Origin of the sequence: Methanoregula sp., assembly GCF_028679125.1 — an archaeon.
Taxonomy (GTDB): domain Archaea; phylum Halobacteriota; class Methanomicrobia; order Methanomicrobiales; family Methanospirillaceae; genus Methanoregula.
On sequence record NZ_JAJRCG010000020.1, the window covers coordinates 1 to 24300 of the forward strand.

At 53.0% G+C, this 24300-nt stretch carries 19 protein-coding genes; 6 read left to right on the plus strand and 13 right to left on the minus strand.

The features are described from left to right. Nucleotides 1–1641, minus strand: a 1641-nt coding sequence (gene fdhF / locus LUQ43_RS11315) for a formate dehydrogenase subunit alpha (RefSeq protein ID WP_299967707.1), incomplete at its 3' end; no start/stop codon positions are given. A 268-nt stretch (nucleotides 1642–1909) separates the two neighbouring features. Here fdhF (LUQ43_RS11315) and LUQ43_RS11320 point away from each other — a divergent pair. Continuing rightward, on the plus strand, nucleotides 1910–2488 hold the full coding sequence (locus LUQ43_RS11320; RefSeq protein WP_299967710.1) for a hypothetical protein: 579 nt from the start codon (nucleotides 1910–1912) through the stop codon (nucleotides 2486–2488). Between the two features lie 952 nt (nucleotides 2489–3440). Here LUQ43_RS11320 and LUQ43_RS11325 read toward each other — a convergent pair. Beyond that, nucleotides 3441–4592: a Coenzyme F420 hydrogenase/dehydrogenase, beta subunit C-terminal domain gene (locus tag LUQ43_RS11325; protein ID WP_299967713.1), complete on the minus strand. Its 1152-nt coding sequence runs from the start codon at nucleotides 4590–4592 to the stop codon at nucleotides 3441–3443. Next, a complete protein-coding gene (gene fdhF, locus LUQ43_RS11330) occupies nucleotides 4593–6653 on the minus strand; it encodes a formate dehydrogenase subunit alpha (RefSeq protein ID WP_299967716.1) in 2061 nt (686 codons plus the stop codon). A gap of 301 nt (nucleotides 6654–6954) precedes the next feature. On the opposite strand from fdhF (LUQ43_RS11330), the gene LUQ43_RS11335 reads away from it, so the two are divergent. Together LUQ43_RS11335 and LUQ43_RS11340 are read left to right on the plus strand one after the other, a co-directional pair. After that, nucleotides 6955–7548 carry a hypothetical protein gene (locus LUQ43_RS11335; protein WP_299967718.1) on the plus strand — a complete coding sequence of 198 codons (594 nt, stop codon included), beginning with the start codon at nucleotides 6955–6957 and terminating at the stop codon, nucleotides 7546–7548. 101 nt (nucleotides 7549–7649) lie between these two features. After that, nucleotides 7650–8291 (plus strand): FmdE family protein, encoded by a 642-nt coding sequence (locus LUQ43_RS11340; RefSeq protein ID WP_299967720.1) that lies wholly within the window; start codon nucleotides 7650–7652, stop codon nucleotides 8289–8291. Nucleotides 8292–8352: 61 nt separating this feature from the next. Here the strand turns inward: LUQ43_RS11340 and LUQ43_RS11345 are convergent, their stop codons facing one another. Next, nucleotides 8353–8934 (minus strand): carbonic anhydrase, encoded by a 582-nt coding sequence (locus LUQ43_RS11345; RefSeq protein ID WP_299967723.1) that lies wholly within the window; start codon nucleotides 8932–8934, stop codon nucleotides 8353–8355. Between the two features lie 235 nt (nucleotides 8935–9169). Here LUQ43_RS11345 and LUQ43_RS11350 point away from each other — a divergent pair, with 235 nt between their 5' ends. Next, a complete protein-coding gene (locus LUQ43_RS11350; RefSeq protein ID WP_299967726.1) occupies nucleotides 9170–9817 on the plus strand; it encodes a GNAT family N-acetyltransferase in 648 nt (215 codons plus the stop codon). A gap of 316 nt (nucleotides 9818–10133) precedes the next feature. On the opposite strand, the gene LUQ43_RS11355 is transcribed toward LUQ43_RS11350, so the two are convergent. The 4 genes from LUQ43_RS11355 to LUQ43_RS11370 all read right to left on the minus strand — a co-directional run bounded on the left by LUQ43_RS11355 (nucleotide 10134) and on the right by LUQ43_RS11370 (nucleotide 14021). Continuing rightward, nucleotides 10134–11135, minus strand: coding sequence for a PAS domain-containing protein (locus LUQ43_RS11355; protein WP_299967728.1), 1002 nt, complete (start codon nucleotides 11133–11135; stop codon nucleotides 10134–10136). Between the two features lie 315 nt (nucleotides 11136–11450). Next, entirely contained in the window at nucleotides 11451–12293 is an 843-nt protein-coding gene (locus LUQ43_RS11360) for a hypothetical protein (RefSeq protein ID WP_299967731.1), read from the minus strand. Between the two features lie 78 nt (nucleotides 12294–12371). Next, nucleotides 12372–12881, minus strand: a complete 510-nt coding sequence (locus LUQ43_RS11365; protein ID WP_299967734.1) for a nucleotide-binding protein — start codon at nucleotides 12879–12881, stop codon at nucleotides 12372–12374. Between the two features lie 261 nt (nucleotides 12882–13142). Then, on the minus strand, nucleotides 13143–14021 hold the full coding sequence (locus tag LUQ43_RS11370; RefSeq protein ID WP_299967737.1) for a formate/nitrite transporter family protein: 879 nt from the start codon (nucleotides 14019–14021) through the stop codon (nucleotides 13143–13145). Between the two features lie 450 nt (nucleotides 14022–14471). Here LUQ43_RS11370 and LUQ43_RS11375 point away from each other — a divergent pair, with 450 nt between their 5' ends. Together LUQ43_RS11375 and LUQ43_RS11380 are read left to right on the plus strand one after the other, a co-directional pair. Beyond that, nucleotides 14472–15515, plus strand: a complete 1044-nt coding sequence (locus LUQ43_RS11375) for a histone deacetylase (RefSeq protein ID WP_299967740.1) — start codon at nucleotides 14472–14474, stop codon at nucleotides 15513–15515. A 101-nt stretch (nucleotides 15516–15616) separates the two neighbouring features. Continuing rightward, nucleotides 15617–16069 carry a hypothetical protein gene (locus LUQ43_RS11380; RefSeq protein ID WP_299967742.1) on the plus strand — a complete coding sequence of 151 codons (453 nt, stop codon included), beginning with the start codon at nucleotides 15617–15619 and terminating at the stop codon, nucleotides 16067–16069. A gap of 59 nt (nucleotides 16070–16128) precedes the next feature. Here the strand turns inward: LUQ43_RS11380 and LUQ43_RS11385 are convergent, their stop codons facing one another. The 5 genes from LUQ43_RS11385 to LUQ43_RS11405 form a co-directional block, all read right to left on the minus strand. Then, a complete protein-coding gene (locus LUQ43_RS11385) occupies nucleotides 16129–16632 on the minus strand; it encodes a GNAT family N-acetyltransferase (protein ID WP_299967745.1) in 504 nt (167 codons plus the stop codon). Then, entirely contained in the window at nucleotides 16629–18041 is a 1413-nt protein-coding gene (locus LUQ43_RS11390) for a PAS domain S-box protein (RefSeq protein ID WP_299967748.1), read from the minus strand. Before LUQ43_RS11390 ends, LUQ43_RS11385 begins: the two co-directional genes overlap by 4 nt. A gap of 120 nt (nucleotides 18042–18161) precedes the next feature. Continuing rightward, on the minus strand, nucleotides 18162–19481 hold the full coding sequence (locus LUQ43_RS11395) for a response regulator (protein ID WP_299967751.1): 1320 nt from the start codon (nucleotides 19479–19481) through the stop codon (nucleotides 18162–18164). Next, nucleotides 19481–21877 carry a response regulator gene (locus LUQ43_RS11400; RefSeq protein WP_299967754.1) on the minus strand — a complete coding sequence of 799 codons (2397 nt, stop codon included), beginning with the start codon at nucleotides 21875–21877 and terminating at the stop codon, nucleotides 19481–19483. Before LUQ43_RS11400 ends, LUQ43_RS11395 begins: the two co-directional genes overlap by 1 nt. A 21-nt stretch (nucleotides 21878–21898) precedes the next feature. Next, entirely contained in the window at nucleotides 21899–24286 is a 2388-nt protein-coding gene (locus LUQ43_RS11405) for a Cache 3/Cache 2 fusion domain-containing protein (RefSeq protein WP_299967757.1), read from the minus strand. Nucleotides 24287–24300: the final 14 nt, after the last annotated feature.

Sequence of the window (24300 nt, forward strand, 5' to 3'; positions counted from 1 at the left end):
AAACTTGCCGATGTGGAGGATCGGGGTTCCCGGGTGCTCGATGGTCGGGCAGGGCCAGTGGATGGCCTCGGGCTTCTCGATCTTCTCGTAGGTTACACCGAACTGGCCGGGGGTCACTGAGCGCATGTCGTCCCAGACGTCCTTTGCGGTCTTCCAGTCAAAGCCCTTGAGGCCCATCTTCTTTGCGAGCATGCCGATGATCTCCCAGTCGTACTTCGACTCGCCGGGACCGTCGACAGCCTTCCGTACACGGTTGACACGGCGCTCGCCGCTGGTGAACGTGCCATCCTTCTCGGCAAAGCAGGTGCCGGGCAGGACTACATCTGCATATTCGCAGCTCTCGTTCCAGTAGATATCCTGGATAACAAGGAAGTCGAGCTTGTCGAACATCTTTTTGACATGGTTTGAATCAGGGTAGGAAACAACCGGGTTCAGGCCAAGGACGTACATCGCCTTGACGACCTCTCCACAGTCGTTGATCTGCTCGGTCAGGGTTGAACCGTACCAGTCGGGCAGGGAACCTGCCGGCATGCCCCATGCCTTCTCCATCTTTGCACGGTTGTCGGGAACTGCAACTGCCTGGTAGCCTGAGAATACGTTCGGGTATGCACCCATATCGCAGGCGCCCTGCACGTTGTTCTGGCCACGGAGCGGGTTGACACCGACACCCGGGCGGCCGACGTTACCGGTCAGGAGAGCGAGGTTGCCCATGGACCGGACATTGTCCGTACCGGTGGTGAGCTCGGTGATGCCGAGGCAGTAGATGATGACCGCGTTCTTTGCGTTTGCGTACTGGCGGGCGAACGCCTGGACGGTCTCCTGCGGGACACCGTGGATCTTCGTGGCGTCAGCATACTTCTCGACAGTCTTCTTGAGGTCGTCAAAGCCTTTCGTGCGCTCCTTGATGTACTCCTTGTCCTCGAGTCCTTCCTTGATGATGTAGTACATCATGTTGTTGGCAAGGGCAATGTGGGTCGACGGGTTGAACCGGATCCACTTGTCAGCGAGCCGGGCGGTCGGGCTGAGACGGGGGTCGACGACAACGATCGGGATTCCCTTCTTCTTGGCCTGCATGACGCGGCGGCCTGCAAGCGGGTGGGCCTCGACAGCGTTCGAACCCCACATGACGATAAGGTCAGAGTTCAGGACATCTTCGAACGGGTTGGTGGCTGCACCGGACCCGAACGAGAGCGAGAGACCGGCAACGGAAGGTCCGTGGCAGATACGGGCGCAGTTGTCAACGTTGTTGGTCTTGAATGCCACACGGGCCCACTTCTGGAGCGCGTAGCAGTCCTCGTTGACGGTACGGCAGGAGGTCTGGAATCCCAGGGCCTTGGGGCCGTTCTTGTCGGAGATCTCCTTGAACTTCTTCGTGATCAGGTCAACGGCTTCGTCCCAGGAGGCTTCCTCGAACTTGTCGCCCTTCTTGATCAGGGGTTTGGTCAGCCGGCCGGGCTTCTGGACAGTCTCCCAGCAGGTTGCACCTTTCGGGCAGAGTTTCCCCTCGTTGATCGGGGACCGCTTGTACGGCTCGACACCAACGAGCTTGTTCCCGATGGATACGAGGTTCAGGCCGCAGCCAACCCCGCAGTAGGGACAGGTCGTTGCTGTATACTTCAATGATGTTTTTATGTCAGTCATGAAGATTCACCATAATTCATTCACTTGTTTTCATACCGGTTGATTTCGGAATTTGTTAACAAAATTTAGAGATTAAACACCAGATCTCTATCCCTGTATTATTTAATCGTTCTGAAATTTTCGTAAAAACTGGTGAACAAAAGTGGGTTTATATATCAACACACCGAACAAGAAATGAATCCGGGAGTTTTTCCATAACCGGAAATTCCCAACAACTGCGGAAGACAAAACGGAGAATCTTGTTGTGAAACGATTTCGTATACCTCCCATGATCTCGGACCTTGTCCTCGCAGCACTGGCATCATGCGATGGCATCCTGTTCGATGCAGGTAATGTCTGCCCCCGGTGCGGCGGCGATCTCTCCGGGTATGATGTAAAAGAGAAGCAGTTTGCAATCATCAGAGATGGGGAACAACTGAAAACCATTCACGTACGTGTCAAACGGTTCCGCTGCCGCCATTGCAGGCAGATCTGTCTTGCCGATCAGCCATTTTATCCGGACATCCGTATCGGGGCCCCGGTGGTGGATCTCTGCGTAACCCTCGGCGAGACGATGCACTCCCCCCGCGTCTCATCCTGCCTTGAAGAGATGGGAATCATTGTTGACCGCTGGAGTGTCCGCAATTATGTGCAAAGGAATATCCCTCCGGTTCCCTCGGTAGACATGTTTGGCATCAGGGTTCCCCGGTCTATTGTTTCACTCTCTTCCCTGTCCATGGGTACCGGCGGAAGCCGGAGGTTCGAGGCACTGGAAGTTCTTGAGGCATGTAATTATCCATCGGGAAAAGAGATACCCGCAATGCCCATACATGATCCCAGTACTTCACTAAATCTGAGCCCGGACTAAGGGAGAGCATAAGATCTCAACAGTCAGCGGACGCCGGATATGGTTACCATATAACAAAAAAGCCAGCCGGATACTCAGACATCTCCCGGAAACAGTGCGATCCGGTACCTGCTGACCCTCATCTCGTTCCTGTACGAGAATATCCGGGTGTCTTATCAAGGGATTTTCCCGGCCCGGGTTCTCCGTGGGCCCAGAACGATTGACGAAGATTTGTTCCGGTCTGATCTCTTCCGGCTCTTCATCCAAAGGGATTTTTAAAAACTCAAATCCGTTCCTTTGGTACGGTCCTTCGAAGTTCCAGGTTATCGGAATGTGATACGGGTTACTGACTATCCACTATTCACAAGGAAAATTTCAGAAACGTACTGGATCCTGCAATTTGTCTGGATTGAGGTATTCTCCAGGGCACATTTTTCAGCCAGACTCTGCTGAAAAATTTCCAATCGCGATCATGAGGTGTTAGTTGATGAGGCTACAATCGGATAATTATGCTACAAAATGCATGTACATGCTACAAAATTTTTAATTTGCTGACGTGAGGTAATTTGACAATCAACCAGACCCTGCCTGAAAAATTTTGAGCAGGGGGTGAGGGGGTGGTTGAATTTTTTTGCCGGAGATCGATTGCGATACTGATCATGGTGTAACTCAATCAGGTTTTTGGCAGGATGTGTATACTCCCATGCTTCACGGGGGAATTCGGAAAGAAGTACAGGATCCGGTTACTGATCTTCCTGATAGACAGCATCTCCGGAATGATGCATCAAAACCTGGAACAGGTACTACCGGATATACAATCGTGACGATACAACGAATCTTCAAAGAAAGGTGATGATAGGTCGGGGAGATATTCGAACAGAATCTCCCCGCGTACCACCGGCCCCGCCCAGTATCCCTAGAGATGAATGGTTATTGGATAACTGGCGGATTGTGTACAAGGGTTACTAAAAAATTAATTGGTATAAGCTGATTTCCCCAGCTTAGGCTCAAAGAACTTGTCTGCTTCCGTGCGGATTGCATGCGAGAAGAGAGCAAGCGGAATCTCTGAGGGGCAGCATTCTTCGCACTGCCCGCAGTTGATGCATGAGTCGGAGATGTGCGCAAACCGGCGCAGGTGGAACATCGGGTCGGCCGGGATAACACCATGGCGGACCATCATGTCGGGCTGCTCGAATTTGTCTGCCCGGGTGATACAGACCGGGCAGTGGTCGATGCACGCGTAGCACTTCATGCAGCGCCCGGTCTCCGTCGCAATGGTCTGCCAGAGAACGGGAGCAAGGGCTTCAAAGTCGTGCTTGCGCCACTTGTCGCCGAGCTTGTGCATTGCACCCTCGACCTTTCCGCGGATCTCGACACCCTTGGGGTTTGCCGCTTCCGTGGTGAGCTTCTTGGCTTTGATTGCCCCGTCAAGGAGCTTTGCACCCTTCTCGGAACAGACCTCGACAAAGGTGGCCTTGCCGGCCTTGTCGCCAATAACGCCCCAGTTACCGCAGGCAAGGTCTGCCTGGCGGGGGATCTTTACCTTGCAGCGGCGGCAGTTGGACCTGCGGCCGAAGCCGGCCTCTTCGAGTTCGTCAACGGAGATACCCTTGTGGCCTCCCTCGTACTCGATGATGAACTGGCCCTTGTCAATCTCTTCCTTGGTGACGGTGTTCGGGTCAACGCCGTACTTCTCCTTGATCATCTTGCGGGCAGTAACCGGGCTGACCGATCCTCCGCAGTTGACACCGATCATGACGAGGTTGTCAAGGTTGACGAGATTCCGCTTCGCGAGCTCGTACATGCCCATCATGTCGCAGCCCTTGACAACCATGCCGATCTTCTTGCCGGCGAACTTGGGTGCATACTCCAGAACCAGTTTGGACATGAGGATCGTTCCGCAGTGGAGCGAACCCGCGCACTGGTCAAGTTCTGCAGGCTTGGTGACAATGACCGGGACTGCATCGTACAGGTCAACGCCGCGCTTTACGGCAAGCACTGCATCAACAGTCTTGCTCTCGAGTGCGTACTTGAGCAGCTCGGTGACTGCACCGCCGCACTCCGCCTTCTTTGCAAGAGCGGCATCATTGGTCCATGCATAGAGCATTTCGCCTTTCTTTGCCATTTACGCCACCTTCTCAACCTTGACAGCACAGTGTTTCAGCTCTGGCATCTTGGAGAGCGGGTCGAGGGCAGTGTTGGTGAGGTTGTTTGCACCACCGGCGAAGTGCATTGCCATGTACAATACCTTCGGGGCAACGTCATCCGATATGCGTGCCCTTGTTATGGTTTCGCCACGGCGGCTGGTTACCTTAACCTTCTCGCCTTCTTTGACACCCAGTTTCTTTGCATCGATGGTGTTGATCTGGATGTAGGACTCGGGGACTTCGTAGTGCAGCTGTTTTGCACGGTCGGTCTGGGTCCTGGTGTGGTAGTGGAAGATGACACGCCCGGTCATGAGTGTGTACGGGTACTCTGCATCTGCCACTTCTGCGGGCGGGCGGTACTCGAGCCCGAACATAGTGCCCTTGCCATCCGCCGCGGAGAACTTCCCCACGTGGAGGATCGGGGTTCCCGCGTGTTCGATGGTCGGGCAGGGCCAGTGGATTGCCTCGGGCTTTTCGAGCTTCTCGTAGGTGACACCGAACTGGCCTGGAGTGCATGCCCGCATGTCGTCCCAGACATCCTTTGCGGTCTTCCAGTCAAAGCCTTTGAGGCCCATCTTCTTGGCGATCATGCCGATGATCTCCCAGTCGTACTTCGACTCGCCGGGACCGTCAACGGCCTTCCGTACACGGTTGACACGGCGCTCGCCGCTGGTGAATGTCCCGTCTTTCTCGGCAAAGCAGGTGCCGGGCAGGACCACATCTGCATATTCGCAGCTCTCGGTCCAGAAGATATCCTGGATGACGAGGAAGTCGAGTTTGTCAAACGATCTCTTGACATGGTTTGAATCGGGGTAGGATACTACCGGGTTCAGGCCAAGGACGTACATCGCCTTGATCGGGTCGCCGCACTGGTTGATCTGCTCGGTTAAGGTCACGCCATACCAGTCAGGCAGTGAGCCAGCCTTCATGCCCCACGCCTTCTCCATCTTGGCACGGTTCTCGGGAACTGCAACTGCCTGGTAGCCCGAGAAGACGTTCGGGTATGCACCCATGTCGCAGGCACCCTGCACGTTGTTCTGTCCACGGAGCGGGTTGACACCCACACCCGGGCGTCCGATGTTGCCGGTGAGCAGCGCGAGGTTGCCCATGGAACGGACGTTGTCGGTACCGGTGGTTAACTCGGTGATACCGAGGCAGTAGATGATGACTGCGTTCTTTGCTTTGGCATACTCGCGGGCAAACTCCTTGACCTTCTCGAGCGGGACACCGTGGATCTCTTCACAGTCCGCGTACTTCTCGACCGTCTTCTTGAGGTCTTCGAAGCCTTTCGTGCGCTCGTTGATGAACGCCGTGTTCTGGAGTCCTTCCTTGATGATCCAGTACATCATGGAGTTCGCAAGCGCGATATGGGTCGACGGGTTGAACCGGATCCATTCATCGGCAATCCGTGCTGTTGCGCTTAACCGCGGGTCAACGACGATAACCTTGATGCCTTTCTTCTTGGCCTGCATGACGCGGCGCCCGGCAAGCGGGTGCGCTTCAACAGCATTGGAACCCCACATGACGATCAGGTCGGAGTTCAGGACATCTTCGAACGGGTTGGTGGCTGCTCCGGATCCAAAGGACAGGGAGAGACCGGCAACGGACGGTCCGTGACAGATACGTGCACAGTTGTCGACGTTATTGGTCTGGAATGCAACGCGGGCCCACTTCTGCAGGGCATAGCAGTCCTCGTTGACCGTACGGCACGAGGTCTGGAAACCGAGTGCCTTGGGCCCGAACTTGTCGGAGGTCTCCTTGAACTTCTTGGCAATAAGATCGATTGCCTCGGTCCAGGTCGCGTCCACGAACTTGCCGTTCTTCTTGATCTTCGGTTTTGTCAGCCGGTCCGGGCTCTGGACGTGTTCCCAGCAGGTCATGCCCTTGGGGCAGAGCTTGCCTTCGTTGATCGGACTCCGCTTATACGGTTCAACCCCGACAAGCTTGCCGTCATTGACAACAAGGTTCAGACCGCAGCCTACACCGCAGTAAGGACAAGTCGTGGGTACATACTTAAGAGTACTCGAGCTATCACTCATTTTATCACCATACATACATTCACGGGAGCAACAGCTAAAAACAAGCAGCCGAAACGCCCATGTTTACACACCTCTGGAGTTGATATGCTGCAAAATTGGTTTTTAAGCAATTTTGCTTAACGTAAGATCTCGATAAAATGATATTTATACATTATGAGATTAACCTGAAAACTGGTGATTGGTTTGGGGCATAGGATCCTTTATGGAGTGGGTAACTTCTGTACATGGCAGGAAATTCTGTGATCGCGCAGGGAGCTCATCACAGGGTCAGGAAAACCAGAGTGCGACCGGAGGCTGATCTGTGAGAGCCCGTAAAATTCCCCTCCTGCTGACCGGCATCATCCATACAGCGCTCCAGTCCTGCGAAGGAGTCCGGTTCCAGGCCGATGATACCTGCCCCTGTTGCGGCGGTGCCATGTCCGGGTATGATGAACGGAAGAAGCGGTTCGCAGTTCTTATTGAAGAGGGACAGACCATCCCGGTGCATGTTATCATCCGTCGTTCGTACTGCCGGACCTGCAAGATATTCTCCCGGCCACCGGAACCGTTTTATTGCGGCACCCGGGTCGGTTCGCCGGTCGTGGATCTCTGCCGCTCGTTCTCACGGACAATGCCATACTCCCGGGCAGCCACTTACCTCCAGCGCATGGGCGTGATGGTGGACCGCTGGAGTGTCCGCCAGTATGCAATGATTTCCCTGCCGGATAAGCCAACCATGGAAGTGTTCGGTATGCAGATTCCACTGTCGATCATCACCCTCTCAACGCTCGCCGGATCGGCGCGGGAAACCGTAACTCTGGGCATGGATGATGTGCTGGATGCATGCAGTTACCCCTCGGCGGTCCAGGATTCCACAACATATCCTGGCCCGGCAGACACATTCAGGACAGGATAACCCGGTACAGGCCGGGTTGCCTCTTTCTTAACCATATCGATGGGCAATGAGGGAGATCCTAATCATAAAAAGTTTATCAGATGCAATGCCACCGTATCTGTATGACGACCGGTCATCATCAGGAAACAGATACGACATTAATCGCCAGCATGGAGAGGGGCGGGGTCAGACCTGAACTCCAGCAGGAGATCCTCCGGCTGGCAAAGTTCCACACATACCCGGCACCCGGAATCCTTATCGGGGCATTCATGGTAGATTATGCCCTGGAACTGCTCGGTGCAAAAAATACAGAAAAACTCTACGGTGTCTGCGAAACGCCCAAGTGTGTTCCCGATGCTCTCCAGACAATGGCTTACATCACCACCGGGAATAACCGGCTGAAGATCATACCCATCGGGAAATTCGCCATCACGGTCAACAGGGCATCCGAAGACGCGACAACCGATGCTATCCGGGTATACCTGGATCTGGGTAAACTGAAAAAATATACCACTATCGACGCATGGTATGCCCACAGCCCGGCATATGACAAGAAGACCATGACCGCACTTCTCCAGGATGAGATCTTCAGCGCCGGGCGCAAGATTCTCTCCTATGAGAAAGTCCAAATCAAGGTCACACCCAAGAAGAAATGGAAGTCGGTCACCTGTCCCCGCTGCGGCGAGACCGTCCCGGATTACATGATCGAGGGTGACCACTGCGGGGCATGCGGCTCGATGATGTATTATGAGCGGATCTCCTGATAGGGGGATCTGACAACATTTTTAAAAATATTGCCCGGATTCACCGGGCAATAAAGGTGAATCAGGTTACCCGGCTCAGCGCGCCGGTCCCGAGATCATAATAGAGACCATGGACCTCGACCTGTTTCTCCGCCACCGCTTTTTTGAGAAGCGGATAGGTATACAGGTGTTCGATCTGGAGGCGCACGTTCTCCTGCTCTATCTGGCGGTACCGCTCTTCCTTCTCCAGTACGGTCTCCGGCGTTTTTATCCTCGCATCCACACGTGTTTTGGCTTCGCGGGCATTGTTCAGCCAGAGCGGGATGTAGGAATCATTGGTCTCGTGATCCAACGCACGGATTGCGCCACAGTTCGAGTGCCCGCATATCACGACGTCGCTCACATGCATATGCATAACAGCGTATTCCAGGACGGTCGCAAAGTTCCAGTCATGAATCGGAACGATGTTGCCGATGTTCCGCTGGATGAAGAGTTCCCCCGCCCGGGCCTGCGTGATGTGCCCGGACTGGAGCCGGGAATCAGAACACGCGATCCAGAGCGTGGTCGGGTGCTGGCTCCCGGCCAGTTCCTTGTAATAGTCAATGTTCGGGGTGAAGTCGGTTTCCCGAAACCTCAGGTTCCCTAGTAACAACTTATCGATCATGTCACACACCTCTGACAGTGTTAAAAAACATATGCCGGTTTGTGCCAGCTTATGTATAATTGATACTGGCAACGGTCATGAAAGAACCTTTCGGAATGATCCGACGCGATCTTCAGAAATCTCCCTTGACCCGGCATCAGGATTTATCTCCCAGCAGGAATAACAGCTAAGAACAACGGGCAGGAAACGACTCTCACCAGGGAATTCCGTATGCAAACGCCCGATTCGAGATAGCATGCCAACAATTTCCGCGTCGGCGGCAACCGATCGCTATAATGAGGATCTGACACTCCTGACACTCTACTCCCTTGCCGGGGAAGAGAGCAGCGGTTTTCCGGCGATCCGGCCCCGGTTTATCAAACAGATCCGCCGGTATATCTTCTCGGAGCGCACGACAACGTCTGCCGGGCAGGTTGTGGAGGCGGTGGAAGTGCGCGAACTCACCACTGCCGAGATGGTGCGGGCCGAGAAAGAACTCTGGATCCACTACCACCAGCAGAAAGCAGACAGGACGCGTGACCGGCTCTTTGCGGTCTTCTCGGGCAAGCGTATCATCGGGGTTGCCCGCTGCTCCAGACACGAGGACGGGCTCGAAGTTGACGCGGTCTACGTCCTTGAGGAGTACCGTCTCAAGGGATTTGCCCGTTCGGTCATGATCCTCCTGATAGAGGAATGCGGCAGGAACGAGACACTCTATATGCACTCAAAGACCGAACTGGTAGAGTTCTATGGCAGTCTGGGATTCCAGCGGATACCGGAATCAGCCCTGCCCAAAACAATCCGGGACAGGTTTGAGTTTTGTTTAGGCGATCTTGACGCGATCAGCGTCTGCCCGATGCGTCGGGAACCCGGGGCACAGAATCAAGCGGCCATTACTGCATGAGAGCACAGTAATCAATTTTTATAATCAGTTTTCTTCTACGAAACAAATTCAGGGGATACCGGAAAGATAAGAAGTGTTTTTGTAAACGCCATTTTCGAATCCGATGATCTTCTGCGGGCATCACCAGTCTCTGATGAAGGCAGGGCGCATTGTATTACTACGATATTTGATTCGTTAAAAACAACCTTTTCTTTTATAGCAATACGATGTCATCATATCAGGAGGATACAACACGCATAGGTGAGCATACCGGTATACCCGGGAAGAACAAAAAAGGGGATTATCTCCAAAGCAAAATGAGGCTGGATGCGCGGCATTATTCCTGGACAATGAACTGTCCCCGGTTCTTTTCAGAGACATCTTCAATGGTTTCCATTGCCCCGGTGAGATTACCCGCAGTATCCCGGATGAGTGTGGCTGTGATGCGGAACCATCGGCCGCCGACCTTCCCCTCCGGGTAGAATTCCGTTACCTGGTATTTCCCTTCGACCGGCGTATGTACGCATTTCCCCCCCCAGCGGTTGTGGATCTCCTCAAGGTTTCCATCCACCAGCAGATCGACAAGACCGGGATGCGGGCAGGCATAGAATACCTGCCAGTGATTGCTCGTCCCGACCATCTCTTCAGCCTTGATTCCGGTCATGATCTCCAGTGCGCGGTCCCAGTACACCACCTTATGATTGCGATTTATGAAGAACTGGGGTTCCTTTGGAATCTGGAAGAGGGTCTGGAGCAGCCGGTCGCGTTCAAGGGAGGCTTTCTGAGCAAGCATGCGCTCCGTGATATCTTCGAGAATGAGGGTGATGCCGGGCAGGGTATTTTCCAGCACTGTTGGGATGAACCGGCTGTCAAAATAATACTCCGTTCCGTTCCGGAGGACATGGATCTCTTTCCTCCATGCAGGCCCGCCGTTCAGGAGTGCGGTGATCTCCTGTTCTTCTGATACGGAGACGAGAGGAGGGGAGAGGGAACTGAGACGTGCGTGCAGGATGCTCCCGAGCGGTGCGCCGGTGAACGTACAGAACGAGCCGCTTGCCTGAACGATACGCAGGTCATTGTCCAGCACGATGATCAGTTCCCGGGCATGGTTGAGGAGATTTCCCACCGGGACACGGGTTGAAAGCGTGTAGAGTTTTGCATTGCCCACCATGCGGAGCTCGAGCCGCCCGGATGCCGTAAGTATATCGAGGTACTTTGCCGCAGAATTACGGCTCATCGATGCTGCGGCAGCAATCTCCTTGATGCTCAGGCCAAACGGCTGATCCTTAAGGACATCCTGTATCCGTATAAATTCATCTGCCTGATGACTGGATGCCACGTAATCACACCTTTACGTCAAAAATCAACGTTGTCCATGTTTATTGTTCTGATCGGATCCTCGTTTCCGGGGGTCGTGACCAGGGATAAGATATATGTAGATGACAGGTAAATTATGTGTGTGCATAGTGTTTGTGCACTAGCGCACAACATACCGGTCGGAAATGGGGTCGGGTCCTGCAATCAATAATACGTGATATACACACCTCTGATTCATATCACCATACTCAGGATATCCGCCTCATTGTTTATCCAGTATATACCAGTTTTCTTTCTGTCGCAAGGATGCTTTCTTTTGGGATATTTGATCTTTCGATTATGATGCGAAGAGTTTTTGTGCAAAACCCTGCCCTGTGAGCAGGAGCGGACGATCCTTTAGTGATGCCGTCCATGCCGCGGCATACAGGAAGAGCAGGGCATTATCCAGAGATACCTCGTAACAGTCATTGCGTTTGTTTGCAGGAGGCAGGGATCTGGCAAGAACGTCGGAATCCTGCGAGGAAAATTCAATGAATTCTGCGGGTGATTCCGCGGACTCTTCCAGTAGCAGTCCCTGTTCCCGGATAATCGAAAACGCGGTTGCAAGAACCGGAGACGGGGAGTTATTCCCCATCTCTGCCAGCGCTGCATCAGCCACATCTGCCGCCAGCCGGTAATCCCCCTGTGCGAACCGGGCAAATGCCACCGCTGCATAATGTCCAGATCCGGGACTGATATCATTTGCCTGCCTGCTGATGGTTTCGCAGTAGGTTTTAAGCGGCTCTTCAAGTGTTTTCTCCCGGGACAGACCGTACTCCGTTGCGGCACCAAACCTCATTTTCAGCCGGATGAGCAGGATCGTCAGGCTCACCGCATACAACAGTTCAAGGACAAAATTCACTGCAAAATCCGAAGGTGCAACAAAGAACAGAAACGAATAGATCGGGGTCGTCAGCGCCACAATATCCTTGCGGGGCCGGATCCATGCCAGGTACGCAAGGATAAACGAACTTATGATGCAACCTGCTGCAAAATACCGGACATCAATCGGGCTTTCCGGGCCGGAAAACAGCATGGCAAGGAGGACACCACCTAAAGAGAGGACCGGGACTGCCAGTTCCAGAGGGTGGAGGAAAGTATCCGGTTTCTGGAGGATACAAGGTGAATTTTTATCGGACATGGGAATCAGCTCTCATTTCATCTGGTATTGCATCCATTAAAGAACCCCATTGAAAAATCCCTGAACGATTGACGGTCATCAGTTTCCGGATTTTTTTATTTTACGGATAGATACACAGTTAATAACCGGATCGCCGACAACAATATATCTGCGGATTACCTGGCCGAGCACCTCGACAACATCGTTCACTTTCACGTCCTCATCGGGACTCGTGAACATCTTGACCGAGATCGCACCGGACCGGTCAGCAACCAGGTACTGGGGTCTGTTCAGAATCTGAAAATGTACCCGTTCAACAACCCCCTCAATCCGTACCGGTTTCCCAATCATATTCTCGTTGATAAGTTTTACCCGTACGGTCTTTGCTTCTTCTTCGTACTGGGGTGCAATATCCGCATACTGGCTCCGACTCATATAATTGAGTGCAATGGGGATGACAAGGAGCATGAACAGGCAGGGGATCAGCCATATGAGCTGTGATCTTACATCAGGGCTGTTAACCGACGCAGCAAGTAAAAAAACCGTAAAAATCACAAACACCGCAATCGAGATAATTGAGGGTTTCACTTCGACATTACCGATCTTCATTGAAATGATAGTTTGCCGTTGATCTACTTCAGTGCTGCGATTTTTTCCGGCATATATTCCAGGCTGTAAAAAGGAATGCGATATGAACAATATATAAAAAACATTCCGACAGGTACGGTGGAGACATCCCATAGTCCAGGACATAAGGGCGATGAGACTATTTGCAGGAGTGCTGATTCGCAACTCCTGCTCTTTTGCAATTACGGAAACGTTGAGATTGATCTCACCGTTTATACTAAAAAAAATAGTTTGGGTGAAACATTACTTCAGTGCTGCAATCTCTTTCCGGAATGCAACCCAGTAGAATACACCGACGAAGAGAAGACCCCCGACGATATTTCCAAGAGTGACCGGTATGAGGTTTGCAGTCCACATGGTAACCCAGTTGACACTGGCAACGATCTTGGTCGGATCAGTGACGAATCCCTGCGTGAAGATACCAGCGGGGATAAAGTACATGTTGGCGACACAGTGTTCGAATCCGCTGGAAACGAAGGCCATGATCGGGAACCAGATACCAAAGAACTTGCCTACTGCATCATCTGCACAGATACCGAGCAGGATAGCGAGGTTGACAAGCCAGTTGCAGGCAATACCCTTCAGGAACGCAGAATAGAATCCCATCAGGCCGACATACCCGGTCTTTGCGCCGGCTATGGCAATCGCCCGCGAGCCGAATGCACTCACGGTTCCTACGCCAGCTGCGTCGAATGAGACAAACGGACCGTATGCCATGATGTAGGCAAATACGACGGATCCAATCAGGTTGCCGATATACACGAAGATCCACAGATTGGCGACCTGCGCCCAGCTGACCTTGTGGATGAACGCTGCCATCGGGGCGAGCATTGCGTCACCAGTGAAGAGCTCAGCACCCGTAAGGACGGTGATGATAAGCCCAACCGGGAAGACCGCTCCCAGAATTAACTGGGAGAAACCTGCACTTGCGGTTCCATACCGCAGGGCAGCATCGGTTGCCATAATACCTGTTGAACAGACCGTTGCAAGAGCCGCACCCATGGCGATATATGCTCCAGACATGAATCCACGGAGGACCATGTTCCAAGCGGGCAGGCCGACTTTGTACTTACCGGCATCTCCTGCTTTTGCAGTAATTGCTACCGGTGGATGAAACACCATTTTTTACACACCTCAGAATCAATCACCTATACGAACAGATTTTTACTTGGATCTGTATAGGTCGATCAGATTCTCTTGTATGTTGTTATTAATAATTTTCGAATTGTTCGCCGGGTGGGACGAATTTTAGGGTGAATTACTGACGTTTGGGGTATCTGTCGTGAACCCGGCGCCATTAACATCCTATTATGTTCAGATATTTTAGTTAACGACGTGAAATCAGCATGCGAGCGGGAAGACACGGCTATGAAAAATATCCACCCGGAACAGATCGTTTTTCCTGACGCGCAGGGAAAGAAGAACTCCCGTCTTCCGGCGAACGAAAGGGACTATCCAGATCAGGAAAATCCTTTGCCGGCACCAGATCCTGGAAAACAGAAAGTGTGTCAATTCCACAATCTTCAAGCGTGAAAAAAGGAATAGTATCGTACTGATTTTCCGGACCGTCCTATGAAGTCTTCAGCGATAACCGGGGATATATTTGCCAACCATGACTGCAAGGGTCATAAGGAGTGTCATGACCGGCTGGTCTCCATTCTTTCCCACCTCCCGGAAAACCTGAAGATTCATACACCCACACCCGCTTCGTTCGAAGACCTCCAGCGCGTCCATGTCCCGGGGTATCTCACGTGGCTTGAGCGACAGTGCGTGAAACACATGGACTTCTGCATGCTCGACGAGTATGTTTATACTGGCGGGTATCTGGAGAATAACCAGATTGTACAGGGTTTCCTTGATCCAAATACCTACATCAATCCCTGTTCCTATGAAGTGGCAACCTATGCCGCAGGGTCGGCTATAGAGGCAGTAAACCACTCTATTGATGGCGAATGCTGTTTTGCCCTGGCAAGGCCGCCGGGTCATCACGCCGAAGCAGACCGCGCCATGGGCTTCTGTCTCCTGAACAATGCCGCTGTTGCAGCAGCGCACGCCCTGACGAATGTCGATCGCGTTGCCATCATTGACTGGGACACCCACCACGGTAACGGTACGCAGAGTATCTTTTACCCCAGCAACCGGGTACTCTACTGCTCGACGCACGAGAAAGATGCATTCCCCCACACCGGATTGATCGATGAGACCGGGTCACATGACGGAAAAGGTTACACGATAAACGCCCCGCTTCCTCATAACTCGGGCATTGCCGATTATTACCCGGTTTTTACCGAGATTTTCCTGCCGGCCCTTGAACGGTTCAAACCGGATCTGGTCATCGTCTCCGCAGGGCAGGACATGCTTTCAGATGACCCGGTCGGGAGCATGCAGCTGATTCCTGCGGATGTCTGTCTGCTGACAGCACTCGTCCGGGATGCCCCGTGGAACTCTCTCGCATTCGTCCTTGAAGGGGGATACGGGCCCTCTCAGCCGGAGGCCATACGCGGGATATTCGACACGCTGGGTAAATCCACACCGGCAAATGTCCCTCAGGGTACCCCCAGTAAAACAACAATGGAAACCATACGAATAATGAAAAAACTGCACCGGCTTTCTTGATCATCGCAGCTCGTATCCGATTTATTGGAATCTTAACAGCAGTAAAAAACTCCGGGACTGAAACCGTTAAAAAGAATAACCGCACGTGACTATTCTTCAGTATGGACCGGAAGATTCAGATCCTGCTGGTGTCAGGAATAATCATTACGCTGATCGTTTTTCTCATCAATGTCTATGCAGCAGGCGTTGTCTTCATCCTCTTCGCTGCGTTGGTCATGTCACTTTTCATCATGCAGGACAGCACGACCCTGTCGGATGTTGTTGCGGAACTCAAAGAGGATGCGAAAGGGATCATGATCAGGAATAACGGTAATGCCGATGCTGTCAAGATACATGTTGCGCTTGTCCCGGCAAATATTGAGTTCAATATTGCAGTCCTTGCACCGGACCAGATCAACGAATACCCGCTGGAAAAAATGATCACTGAGGTCAGGGCGGTTATAACCTTTGAGAACGTGATGGGGGATAAATTTTCCCGTACATATAACCTGTCTGCCTGCGGCAACCAGTACGATCCCTTAAAACCCATGATCCCCCTCTTCAAGTGGAAATAACCGGGGATTCAAAAAAGGTTCCTGGGTTCATAAACACTTATTCCCCTATTTTCCAACGATTATAAACCGGCCTTCCGGCACATCGGCTGGACGTCAGCACCTTCGAGATTTCCTGTTGCCCAGGTATACCGTTCGCGGATATCAGGGGGAAGCGCACTTTCCGGGATTGGCTTAAACCCAAACTGGCCGTAGAACCCGGTAAGATGCCGGACCGCATACATGTACAGATCGTCATTGTGGCAGGCCTCCACAAGCGCATCCATTACCCTACGGGAATATCCCTTTTTCCGGAAGTTTTCCGGTGTAAACACTCCATCCACTTCGAGTCCGTCACGGTGGCGCCTGCATCGGGCAAGGGAGACAATGACCCCTGATGAAAATGCTGCAAAGATCCGGTCAGTTTTGGGATCTCCCGTTGTGTTGTGATAATCAAGCCAGACGTTATCAGCGAGGGAGAATTCAGAAACCCTAAGTTCGCGGATACCGGACACGGCATCTCCCGATGAGCCGGGGGTGGTGACTATGAGAGGCGGGGTCTTCGGAGCCGGATTATTACCATTCACTGCTCCATCCCCTCCACACGATATCCTTCTGAAGGGACGACCAGTTCAAACCGGGCTGATTCACGGTACACGCCGGTCTCACGGAGGGTCATACCAGTCAGGGAAACAATCTCATAAGCAAGGAAGAGTCCCCTGCCATAACGGTCTTCCTGCTGGACAAAAAGGGAATTTTTATCATGATCCGGGATACCGACTCCGTCATCCTCAATGATAATGGCACAGCCGTTCTCCCGGATCTGGTAGGTGATGACTATCTTTGTCGCACCCGTTGCCTCTTTCAGGGAGTTGTGCAGGAGGTGGTAAAAAACCGTGGGAAGGTGAGGATCCGAGAAGATTTCGAGCCGTTCCGTCCATGCATGGAATACCACCCTTCCGAATTCAAGGCGCCCGGCAGCGGTCATGATAGCATCCTGCACGGGAATCCACGTCGGGGGTGTGGCACCGATATCCCGAAACTCGCGGGAGATATCGATCTGACGCGTGATGCCATTCGCCGATTCCTTGAGATCAGCAATAAACGAGATAATCTCCGGGTCGCGGAATTTCATGACCCCGAACCGGAGCTGCCCGTACAGCACGGCAAGTTTCCGGGACATATCGTAGCGGAGGATCCCGGCAAGGGTGTTGAGCCGGTTGCTGGTCTTCTCGAGCGCTGATTCGATCATCACCTGATCGGTAATATCCCGGACCGATTCAATGGCACCGGTGATGTTCCCTTCCGCATCCACGAGTGCCGTTGCAGAAAACCTGATATGCATGCTCCGGTCCCCATGAAAATGGGGAAGGAAGACCTCTGACACGAGTTTTCCTGCTTCTTTTCTGACCTGCGGATATTTCTCTTCAATCTGCTGCTCGTTATTGATAATCAGGCCTGCCAGCATCGGCCTTCGTTCGCCGTAGAATGCAAGTGCGTATTCATAATTTCCGCGGTTGAGCATGACGGTCTTTGACATACCGGTCATAGTTTCGACAGCCCGGTTCCATGCAATGATCCTGCCTTCCCGGTCGATGGCGAACGTAGCATCAGGAAGGAACTCGATGATATCATGGAGCTGCTGCTCGGATTCTGCCAAGTTCCATGACAGGAGTGCAACTACACTACCCACAAGAACGATGATCGCCCCACGTGCGATCGTGGCGATGCCAATCATGATATCTTGGGGAGTGATCATGAACACCGTGATGCCGTAGAGCACCGCTATCCCCACGGAGAAGATAAGACCCCGGCGGGGATACCAGTAGGAGGCGAGGATAACGGGGAAATAAAGCAGGTGTGAGAGCACCGCAGTGAGGCCGAACAGGATCCCAAACAGGTTTACTGCAAGGGTTACTGCGGTCAGGCCGACAAGAAGCAGGATGCGGTTGCGCTGCACGGGATGCTGGAGAACCAAAGGATTGGGGAGCGGCATGGAACGGGAAAACCTGTACACTCCCGTTCGATCTGAACGTGCAAAAAGATTCCCCACCGGTCAGACCGGGGATCAGGAAACTGGAGCATCCCACCGGGTATAGCGGCCCGGACAGGATCCTCAGGATTTTTGTGCAGATCCCCGTATTGTGCCGGCTGGACAGTGAATTTCGAAACGGGCTCCGGTGCCCGGTGTCCCGGTCTCGCGGATGGTGATGAAGGTTATCGCAAGAACTTCCCGCGCAAGGAAGAGGCCCAGGCCGGTATTCAGTCCGTACTCGTAGCTGAAAATCTTATCCTTGCTGCCAGCGGGTATGCCAACGCCATTGTCTTCACAGACAATGATCGTGTCACCGTCAACGGAGTTCAGGCTGAAACGGATGGCAGTTATCTTATCGCCGTATTTTACTGCATTCTCGATCATGTTGGAGAAGACTTTGCCGATCAGCGGATCTGCATAAATTTCTGTCCCGGGGGAGACCTCGTTGGAAAACGCCAGTCCTGAAGGAAGGATCTCTTTTGCCGCAGCCTGCACAAGGGTATGGATCTCCTGCCACTGGGGAGCTTTAACTCCAACTTTCTGGTAATCCGCTGTAAATTTTATCGAGTTAAGTGTGCGGGTGGTGATGGCAATCGCGCTCGTTACCTGCTCCCATGCTTTTTCCGGTTCCACTGACCGCAGGGACAGGGAATATTCAAGGATTTCATGCTGAGTCGTGAGCTGATTGATAATATCGTGGCGGGTGATGCTCGCCATCAGGTTAAGCCGTTTGTTGGCCTCATCAAGGGCTTTTTCCACCCTCCGCCGTTCCGTGTTCTCCAACGCAAGGCTGGAGTTGGACTGTTTGAGATCAGAGACTGCCTGCTGGAGCTGCTCGTTTACCGCATTGATCTGCTCCCGAGCTTCCTCAAGTTCGGTATTCTTCCGGATCGCCATCTCGTACGTTGAGAGCAGGATCCGGAGGATCCGTAGCCTTCCGGCAGTAATGCGATAGATCGTACCAGCTACCGTGAGATCCAGGGGCGGTGAGACCTTCTCGGGATCCGGCTCGTCCAGCGCTTCAAGGATCCCTGTGACCCGGGTGCTGATATAGCACGGATCATAGGGCTTGATGATAAAATCGTCTGCCCCCGAAGCAAGACCGCGGATCACATCAGCCGGATCAAAGAGCTGTGAAACAAGGATCACGGGAATTGTCGCAACCCGGGGATCCTGTTTGATCCGACGACAGAGTTCATATCCGTCCATCTCCGGCATGACAATATCCGAGAGAATGAGATTGGGCCGGTCTGTGGCGATCTGTTCCAGCGCTTCCATACCATTGTCGGTCAGCATGACCCGGTATCCTTCGGTCTCCAGGATATGCCGGAGGTATTCAGCCTGCGTCCGACTGTCCTCAACGATCAGGATCTTTACCAGTTTCTTGGGTGTTTTTTCCATTATGTATCACCAGGATTTCCGGGTCCAGGCCGGTGCCGCATCCTTATCAGGTCACGGATAACCGCGAGCAGATGGTTCTTTTCAAAGGTACTCTTGACAATATAGGCATCTGCGCCAACCGCAATCCCGTGTCTCTGGTCTTCTGCAGAATCTAGGGACGTGACCAGCACTACCGGAAGATGGGAGAGTCGGTTATCAGCACGGATCTTCTCGGTCAGTACGAAGCCGTTCATGCGGGGCATATCAACATCTGACACGACCATATCCGGTTCATTTTCCTTAAGCATTGCGAATGCCTGAAGGCCATCGATCGCTGTCGATACCTGGTACCCGTCCCGTTCCAGTAGTATCTGCAGGAACGCGCGCGAGGTAACAGAGTCTTCCACAACCAGGATCCGACATGCTGCTTTTTCTGCGTAAGTAATGGGGATAGAAGGCCCGCAAGGCCGGAGAGATTCCTGGATCAGTTCCGGAGGATCGAGAACCAGGGCAAGCGTCCCATCACCCAGGACTGCCGCGCCGGCGATACGTTTTACCCGACGGAGCTGGCCCCCGAGAGGACGGACAACAATCTCCTGAACGCGGATCACCTCATCCACACGACAGGCCACCTGTCCTGCTCCGTACGCGATGATCACAAGTGAGATCTGCTTCTCCGTTTCAAGGATGGATCGCGGGTGGGGTATACCGAGAAGATCGGAGAGCTGGAGTACCCCAATCATCTCATTATCAAACCGGATAGACGGGCGGCCATCGGTATATACAATTGCATCCCGCCTCATGCGAAGCACCTGTCGCACCTGCTGCATGGGAAGGACATACACCTGGCTACCCGAACGAACAACAACCCCACGGAACGTTACCAGGCGGGCCGGGACGCGCATGGTTATACTTGTACCCTTCCCGACATCAGAGGAGATCGTAACGTAGCCCCCCAGACGTGTGACGCTGTCCTCAACAATGGCAAGGCCAAGACCCCGACCGGAGATCTCGGTAATAATCGGGCTGGTGGACAGACCTGACCGGAAGATCAGCCATATTGCCTCGGCATCCGTAAGGAGACTCTCCTCGCGGGCTGTGATCACGCCTGCCCGTACGGCTGCCTGCCGGATAATCCTGCCATCAATCCCATTCCCGTCATCAGATACCTCAATACCCACCTTCCCCCCGGAAAGTGTAAAAACCTTTATTTTCACATGGCCGCAGGGAATTTTATTTCGGGAAACCCGGATATCCGGATATTCGACACCGTGATCGATACTGTTGTAGATAAGGTGCATCAGAGGATCCTTGAGTGCATCCAGGATACGCCGGTCAACCTCTATCTCGTCCCCTTCCATTATCAGTTCCACCTGCTTACCGGTGTTTCGCGAGTATTCCCTTACAAGCCCGGGAAAGGGAGCAAGGATGCTGGAAACCGGTTGCAGGACCGCATCATGGATCAGGTCAGATATTTCGGAGGTACTGGCTTCCAGTGCGGACCGGTCGCGTTCTGTTGAACGGATATGTTCAGCCAGATCATGGCGGAGAAAATTGCCAAACTCGCGGTCATAATCGAAAAATTCCACCAGTCGCTGAAGCGGGAGAACAACGTCTTCGGGCAAGTCTGTCTTGGCAGATCCGAACGCTTTCTCGCGGATACTATGGACATCTGAAGAGATCTGGGCCTGGTTCCACCGCCAGAGGGTGAAACGGGTCATCATCTCTTCCAGTTCGCGCAGGCGGTGCGTAATAAAAAGGCGGGTGGTGAGGAGGTCATCCGATCCTGCGATCAAGCGGTCGAGTTTATGCGATGCTATCCGCACCGTTCCCCCATCGTGAACCGGCATACCTACAATCCCGGCTGCCTGAACGACCGGTGGTTCTGAAGGAGAATTTGAGGTTCGGGCAGCAAAGGCCCCGACACGAACACCTCCCGACTCTGGATCTTTCACCGCAAAAGGGGGTAAGGGGTTGGAACTGAAGGATTGTACCGGCAGGGAACTATCTGTCGTACCATAACTAACCCCCATATCTTTTTTTGCAATGATACGAATGCCGGCAACAATATCCGAAGGAGAAACATCCGGCCGTTCTCCGTTCAGGATAGCATGGATCACTTTTACAGCCTTGTGAAAGATATCATAGGCATCTGCATCCGGGATATAGGTCCCATTTTTCATCCGGGAGAAGACATTCTCCAGATTCTGGCAGATGGACTCGATCTCTTTCTGGCTGACTGCACGAGATGCCCCTTTCAGGCTGTGGGTGGTACGGTAGATCCGCTCCACAAGAGCGGGATCTGCCCCAGCGCCGGACTTTTCCAGCACCAGGAGAATGTCCACCATTCCGCTGAGATGCTCTTCTGCCTCATCGCAGAACGTGGCGAGCAGCTTTTTTGTAAATTCAGCATCCATTCCGTTCATGGAAGACGAACGTTAGACATGATACTGGACCGTGAGCTTCTTTAACCGGAGGCCCAGTTCATGCAGATCTTCTGCGGTCTTCTCTACTTTCCGGGTAATCTCAAGGTTCTTCTGGGCCGCATCCCGGATCTTCTCCATGGCAAGCGAGATCTGGTCCACGCCTGTTGCCTGGTCATGGATTGACGACGCAATCTCGATCGCCTGGCGCGAGGACTCGGCCGTTGACCGTGTGAGCACTTCGATCGCTTTCTGGGCATCGCTGGTGAGCCGTACCGCGTCAGCCACTGATTTTGTCCCCCGCTCTGTTGAGACCACAGTCGACGAAACGCCCCGCTGGATATCCGTCAGGATTGTACGGATATTTGCAGTCGCCGCTTTGGATTGCTCTGCAAGGTTGTGGATCTCGTGGGCGACAACGGCAAAGCCTTTACCAAACTCACCGGCTTTAGCCGCTTCAATAGATGCGTTAACCGCAAGCAGATTGGACTGTTCGGAGATATCGGTGACCGTTGCGATGATCTCCCCGATAGCCTGGCTCTGCTCAGAGAGCTTGATAACGTTCATCCCGATCATGTCCATCTGCCGCTGAATATGGTTCATACCATCAAGGATTTCCTGTACCGATTTCTGGCCGTCCCCGGACACATTCAGCGCATTCATCGCTTTTTCAGAGACTTCCTTGGTCTTCTGGTTCATCAGGTCAGTCTTTGTCCGCACGCTCTCCACCGTGTCGGAGGTTTCGTTGACGATTGCTGCGGTCTGGGAACTGGCGGAAGACAACTGGGTAGTAACTGCCAGGATCTCACTTGAGGCCGAGGAGAGAACCGAGATGCCTTCGTACAGTTCTTCGTTGATCAGTTTCATAAGGCGCTGGAGTTCGATACCAATGGTATTCAGGGCATCACGGTAGGCTACAAACTCACCGGCAACAGGGATCCGCTCATCGAACCGTGCCGTAAGATCACCGGAAGCGTAGAACCGTGCAAGGCGCATTGCCTCGTTCACCGGTTCGGTGATCGTCTCAAGGGTCTTGTTGAAACCGGCAATGATCATCCGGTACCCGCCGCGGAATGCCTTCTCGTCACCCCGCACGGAGAGATCGCCCGCACGCGCCGCATCGGTGAGTTTGATAGTCTCCTTATGCAGGTGATCAAGGGAATCGACCATCATCTGGAGGGCGGGACGAATCTCGTCACGATCGTCAAAAGGTGCCGAGAAACGCTCAATATATTCACCGTTTGCAATCTTCTTGATATCCCCAACCACATTGGTCTGGAGATCATCGGCAAACTCATCCATGGTCGCGGACATGGTCCCGATCTCATCCTTCCGTTTGAGGTTCAACCGGGCGGACAGGTGTCCGTTCTTGAGTTCCTTGATCATGATGACAACCTGTTGCAGGGGCTCCGATATGGACCGGCCGAAGAGGACTGCAACCGCGGCACCGCCAGCCATGGAAGCGATGACAAGGGCAAGGATCGTGTTTCGTATGGTATCTATAGGGCCGCTGAAATCTGTCAGCTCTGCCCGGGATACAATGTACCAATCAAGCGGTTCATAGTACGTGTAGGCATCGAGAATCCGGGTTCCGTTCACTTCATGGGGGATAGACCCTTCTTTGTTTTTGAACATCTCCTGAATATAATCCCGGTCTGCCCAGTTCTGGCCTTCAGAAGTCGGGTGGACAAGCACAGCTCCGGAACTGTCTATCACGTACATGTACCCGTGGTTACCCACGACCGTTTCACGGATACTTTTCTTGACAACATCAAGGGTCTGTCCTTCTTCAGTGCCGACAAAAAGGACCCCGATGACCTTGCCACTGGGATCACGGATCGGTTCATAGGCAGTAACATAATTCTTGCCGAAGAGATCGCGCCATCCGTAATAGGTCTCGTTTTTCTCAACAGCCACTTCGTATACATTATCGGTCAGATGGGTGCCTACTGCCCGCTTGCCTTCAGTGTCCAGAACATTGGTGGAGATGCGGGCGGCATAACTATCATTGTATACCTGGAAGACCGTTGCTGCACCACCCACCATCGACTGGACTTTGTCAACGATCTCGAAATTCTCATTTACGACATATTTTTCGCCATTTCTATCGACGAGCGTCATTTTACCATCAATGATCTGGGGTGTACCTTTCGCATAGAAGTTCTGTTTGGCGACGTTGAGATCGCTATTGACCTTGTTCCGCGTGAGCTTGTACACATCATTGGTCCAGCCTTTCATATCCTGGACCTGTGTCTCAAGCAGTGTCTGGATCTGGTCATTGATCACACCGCTCGAGCTGGAATAGGCCACAATCCCGAGCAGGATCGTCGGAATGATTGCCAGCATCAGACAGATAACCAGGATCTTGGTCCCTACTTTCATATTGGAGAAAAACTCAAGCATACCCTGCCCCCGAA

Bases quoted from the DNA above. Each gene is read 5' to 3' on its own strand.
- LUQ43_RS11320 (WP_299967710.1), top strand. From the start codon at position 1,910: ATGATCTCGGACCTTGTCCTCGCAGCACTGGCATCATGCGATGGCATC.
- LUQ43_RS11325 (WP_299967713.1), bottom strand. From the start codon at position 4,592: ATGGCAAAGAAAGGCGAAATGCTCTATGCATGGACCAATGATGCCGCT.
- fdhF (WP_299967716.1), bottom strand. From the start codon at position 6,653: ATGAGTGATAGCTCGAGTACTCTTAAGTATGTACCCACGACTTGTCCT.
- LUQ43_RS11340 (WP_299967720.1), top strand. From the start codon at position 7,650: ATGACGACCGGTCATCATCAGGAAACAGATACGACATTAATCGCCAGC.
- LUQ43_RS11345 (WP_299967723.1), bottom strand. From the start codon at position 8,934: ATGATCGATAAGTTGTTACTAGGGAACCTGAGGTTTCGGGAAACCGAC.
- LUQ43_RS11350 (WP_299967726.1), top strand. From the start codon at position 9,170: ATGCCAACAATTTCCGCGTCGGCGGCAACCGATCGCTATAATGAGGAT.
- LUQ43_RS11360 (WP_299967731.1), bottom strand. From the start codon at position 12,293: ATGTCCGATAAAAATTCACCTTGTATCCTCCAGAAACCGGATACTTTC.
- LUQ43_RS11365 (WP_299967734.1), bottom strand. From the start codon at position 12,881: ATGAAGATCGGTAATGTCGAAGTGAAACCCTCAATTATCTCGATTGCG.
- LUQ43_RS11370 (WP_299967737.1), bottom strand. From the start codon at position 14,021: ATGGTGTTTCATCCACCGGTAGCAATTACTGCAAAAGCAGGAGATGCC.
- LUQ43_RS11375 (WP_299967740.1), top strand. From the start codon at position 14,472: ATGAAGTCTTCAGCGATAACCGGGGATATATTTGCCAACCATGACTGC.
- LUQ43_RS11380 (WP_299967742.1), top strand. From the start codon at position 15,617: ATGGACCGGAAGATTCAGATCCTGCTGGTGTCAGGAATAATCATTACG.
- LUQ43_RS11390 (WP_299967748.1), bottom strand. From the start codon at position 18,041: ATGCCGCTCCCCAATCCTTTGGTTCTCCAGCATCCCGTGCAGCGCAAC.
- LUQ43_RS11395 (WP_299967751.1), bottom strand. From the start codon at position 19,481: ATGGAAAAAACACCCAAGAAACTGGTAAAGATCCTGATCGTTGAGGAC.
- LUQ43_RS11400 (WP_299967754.1), bottom strand. From the start codon at position 21,877: ATGGATGCTGAATTTACAAAAAAGCTGCTCGCCACGTTCTGCGATGAG.
- LUQ43_RS11405 (WP_299967757.1), bottom strand. From the start codon at position 24,286: ATGCTTGAGTTTTTCTCCAATATGAAAGTAGGGACCAAGATCCTGGTT.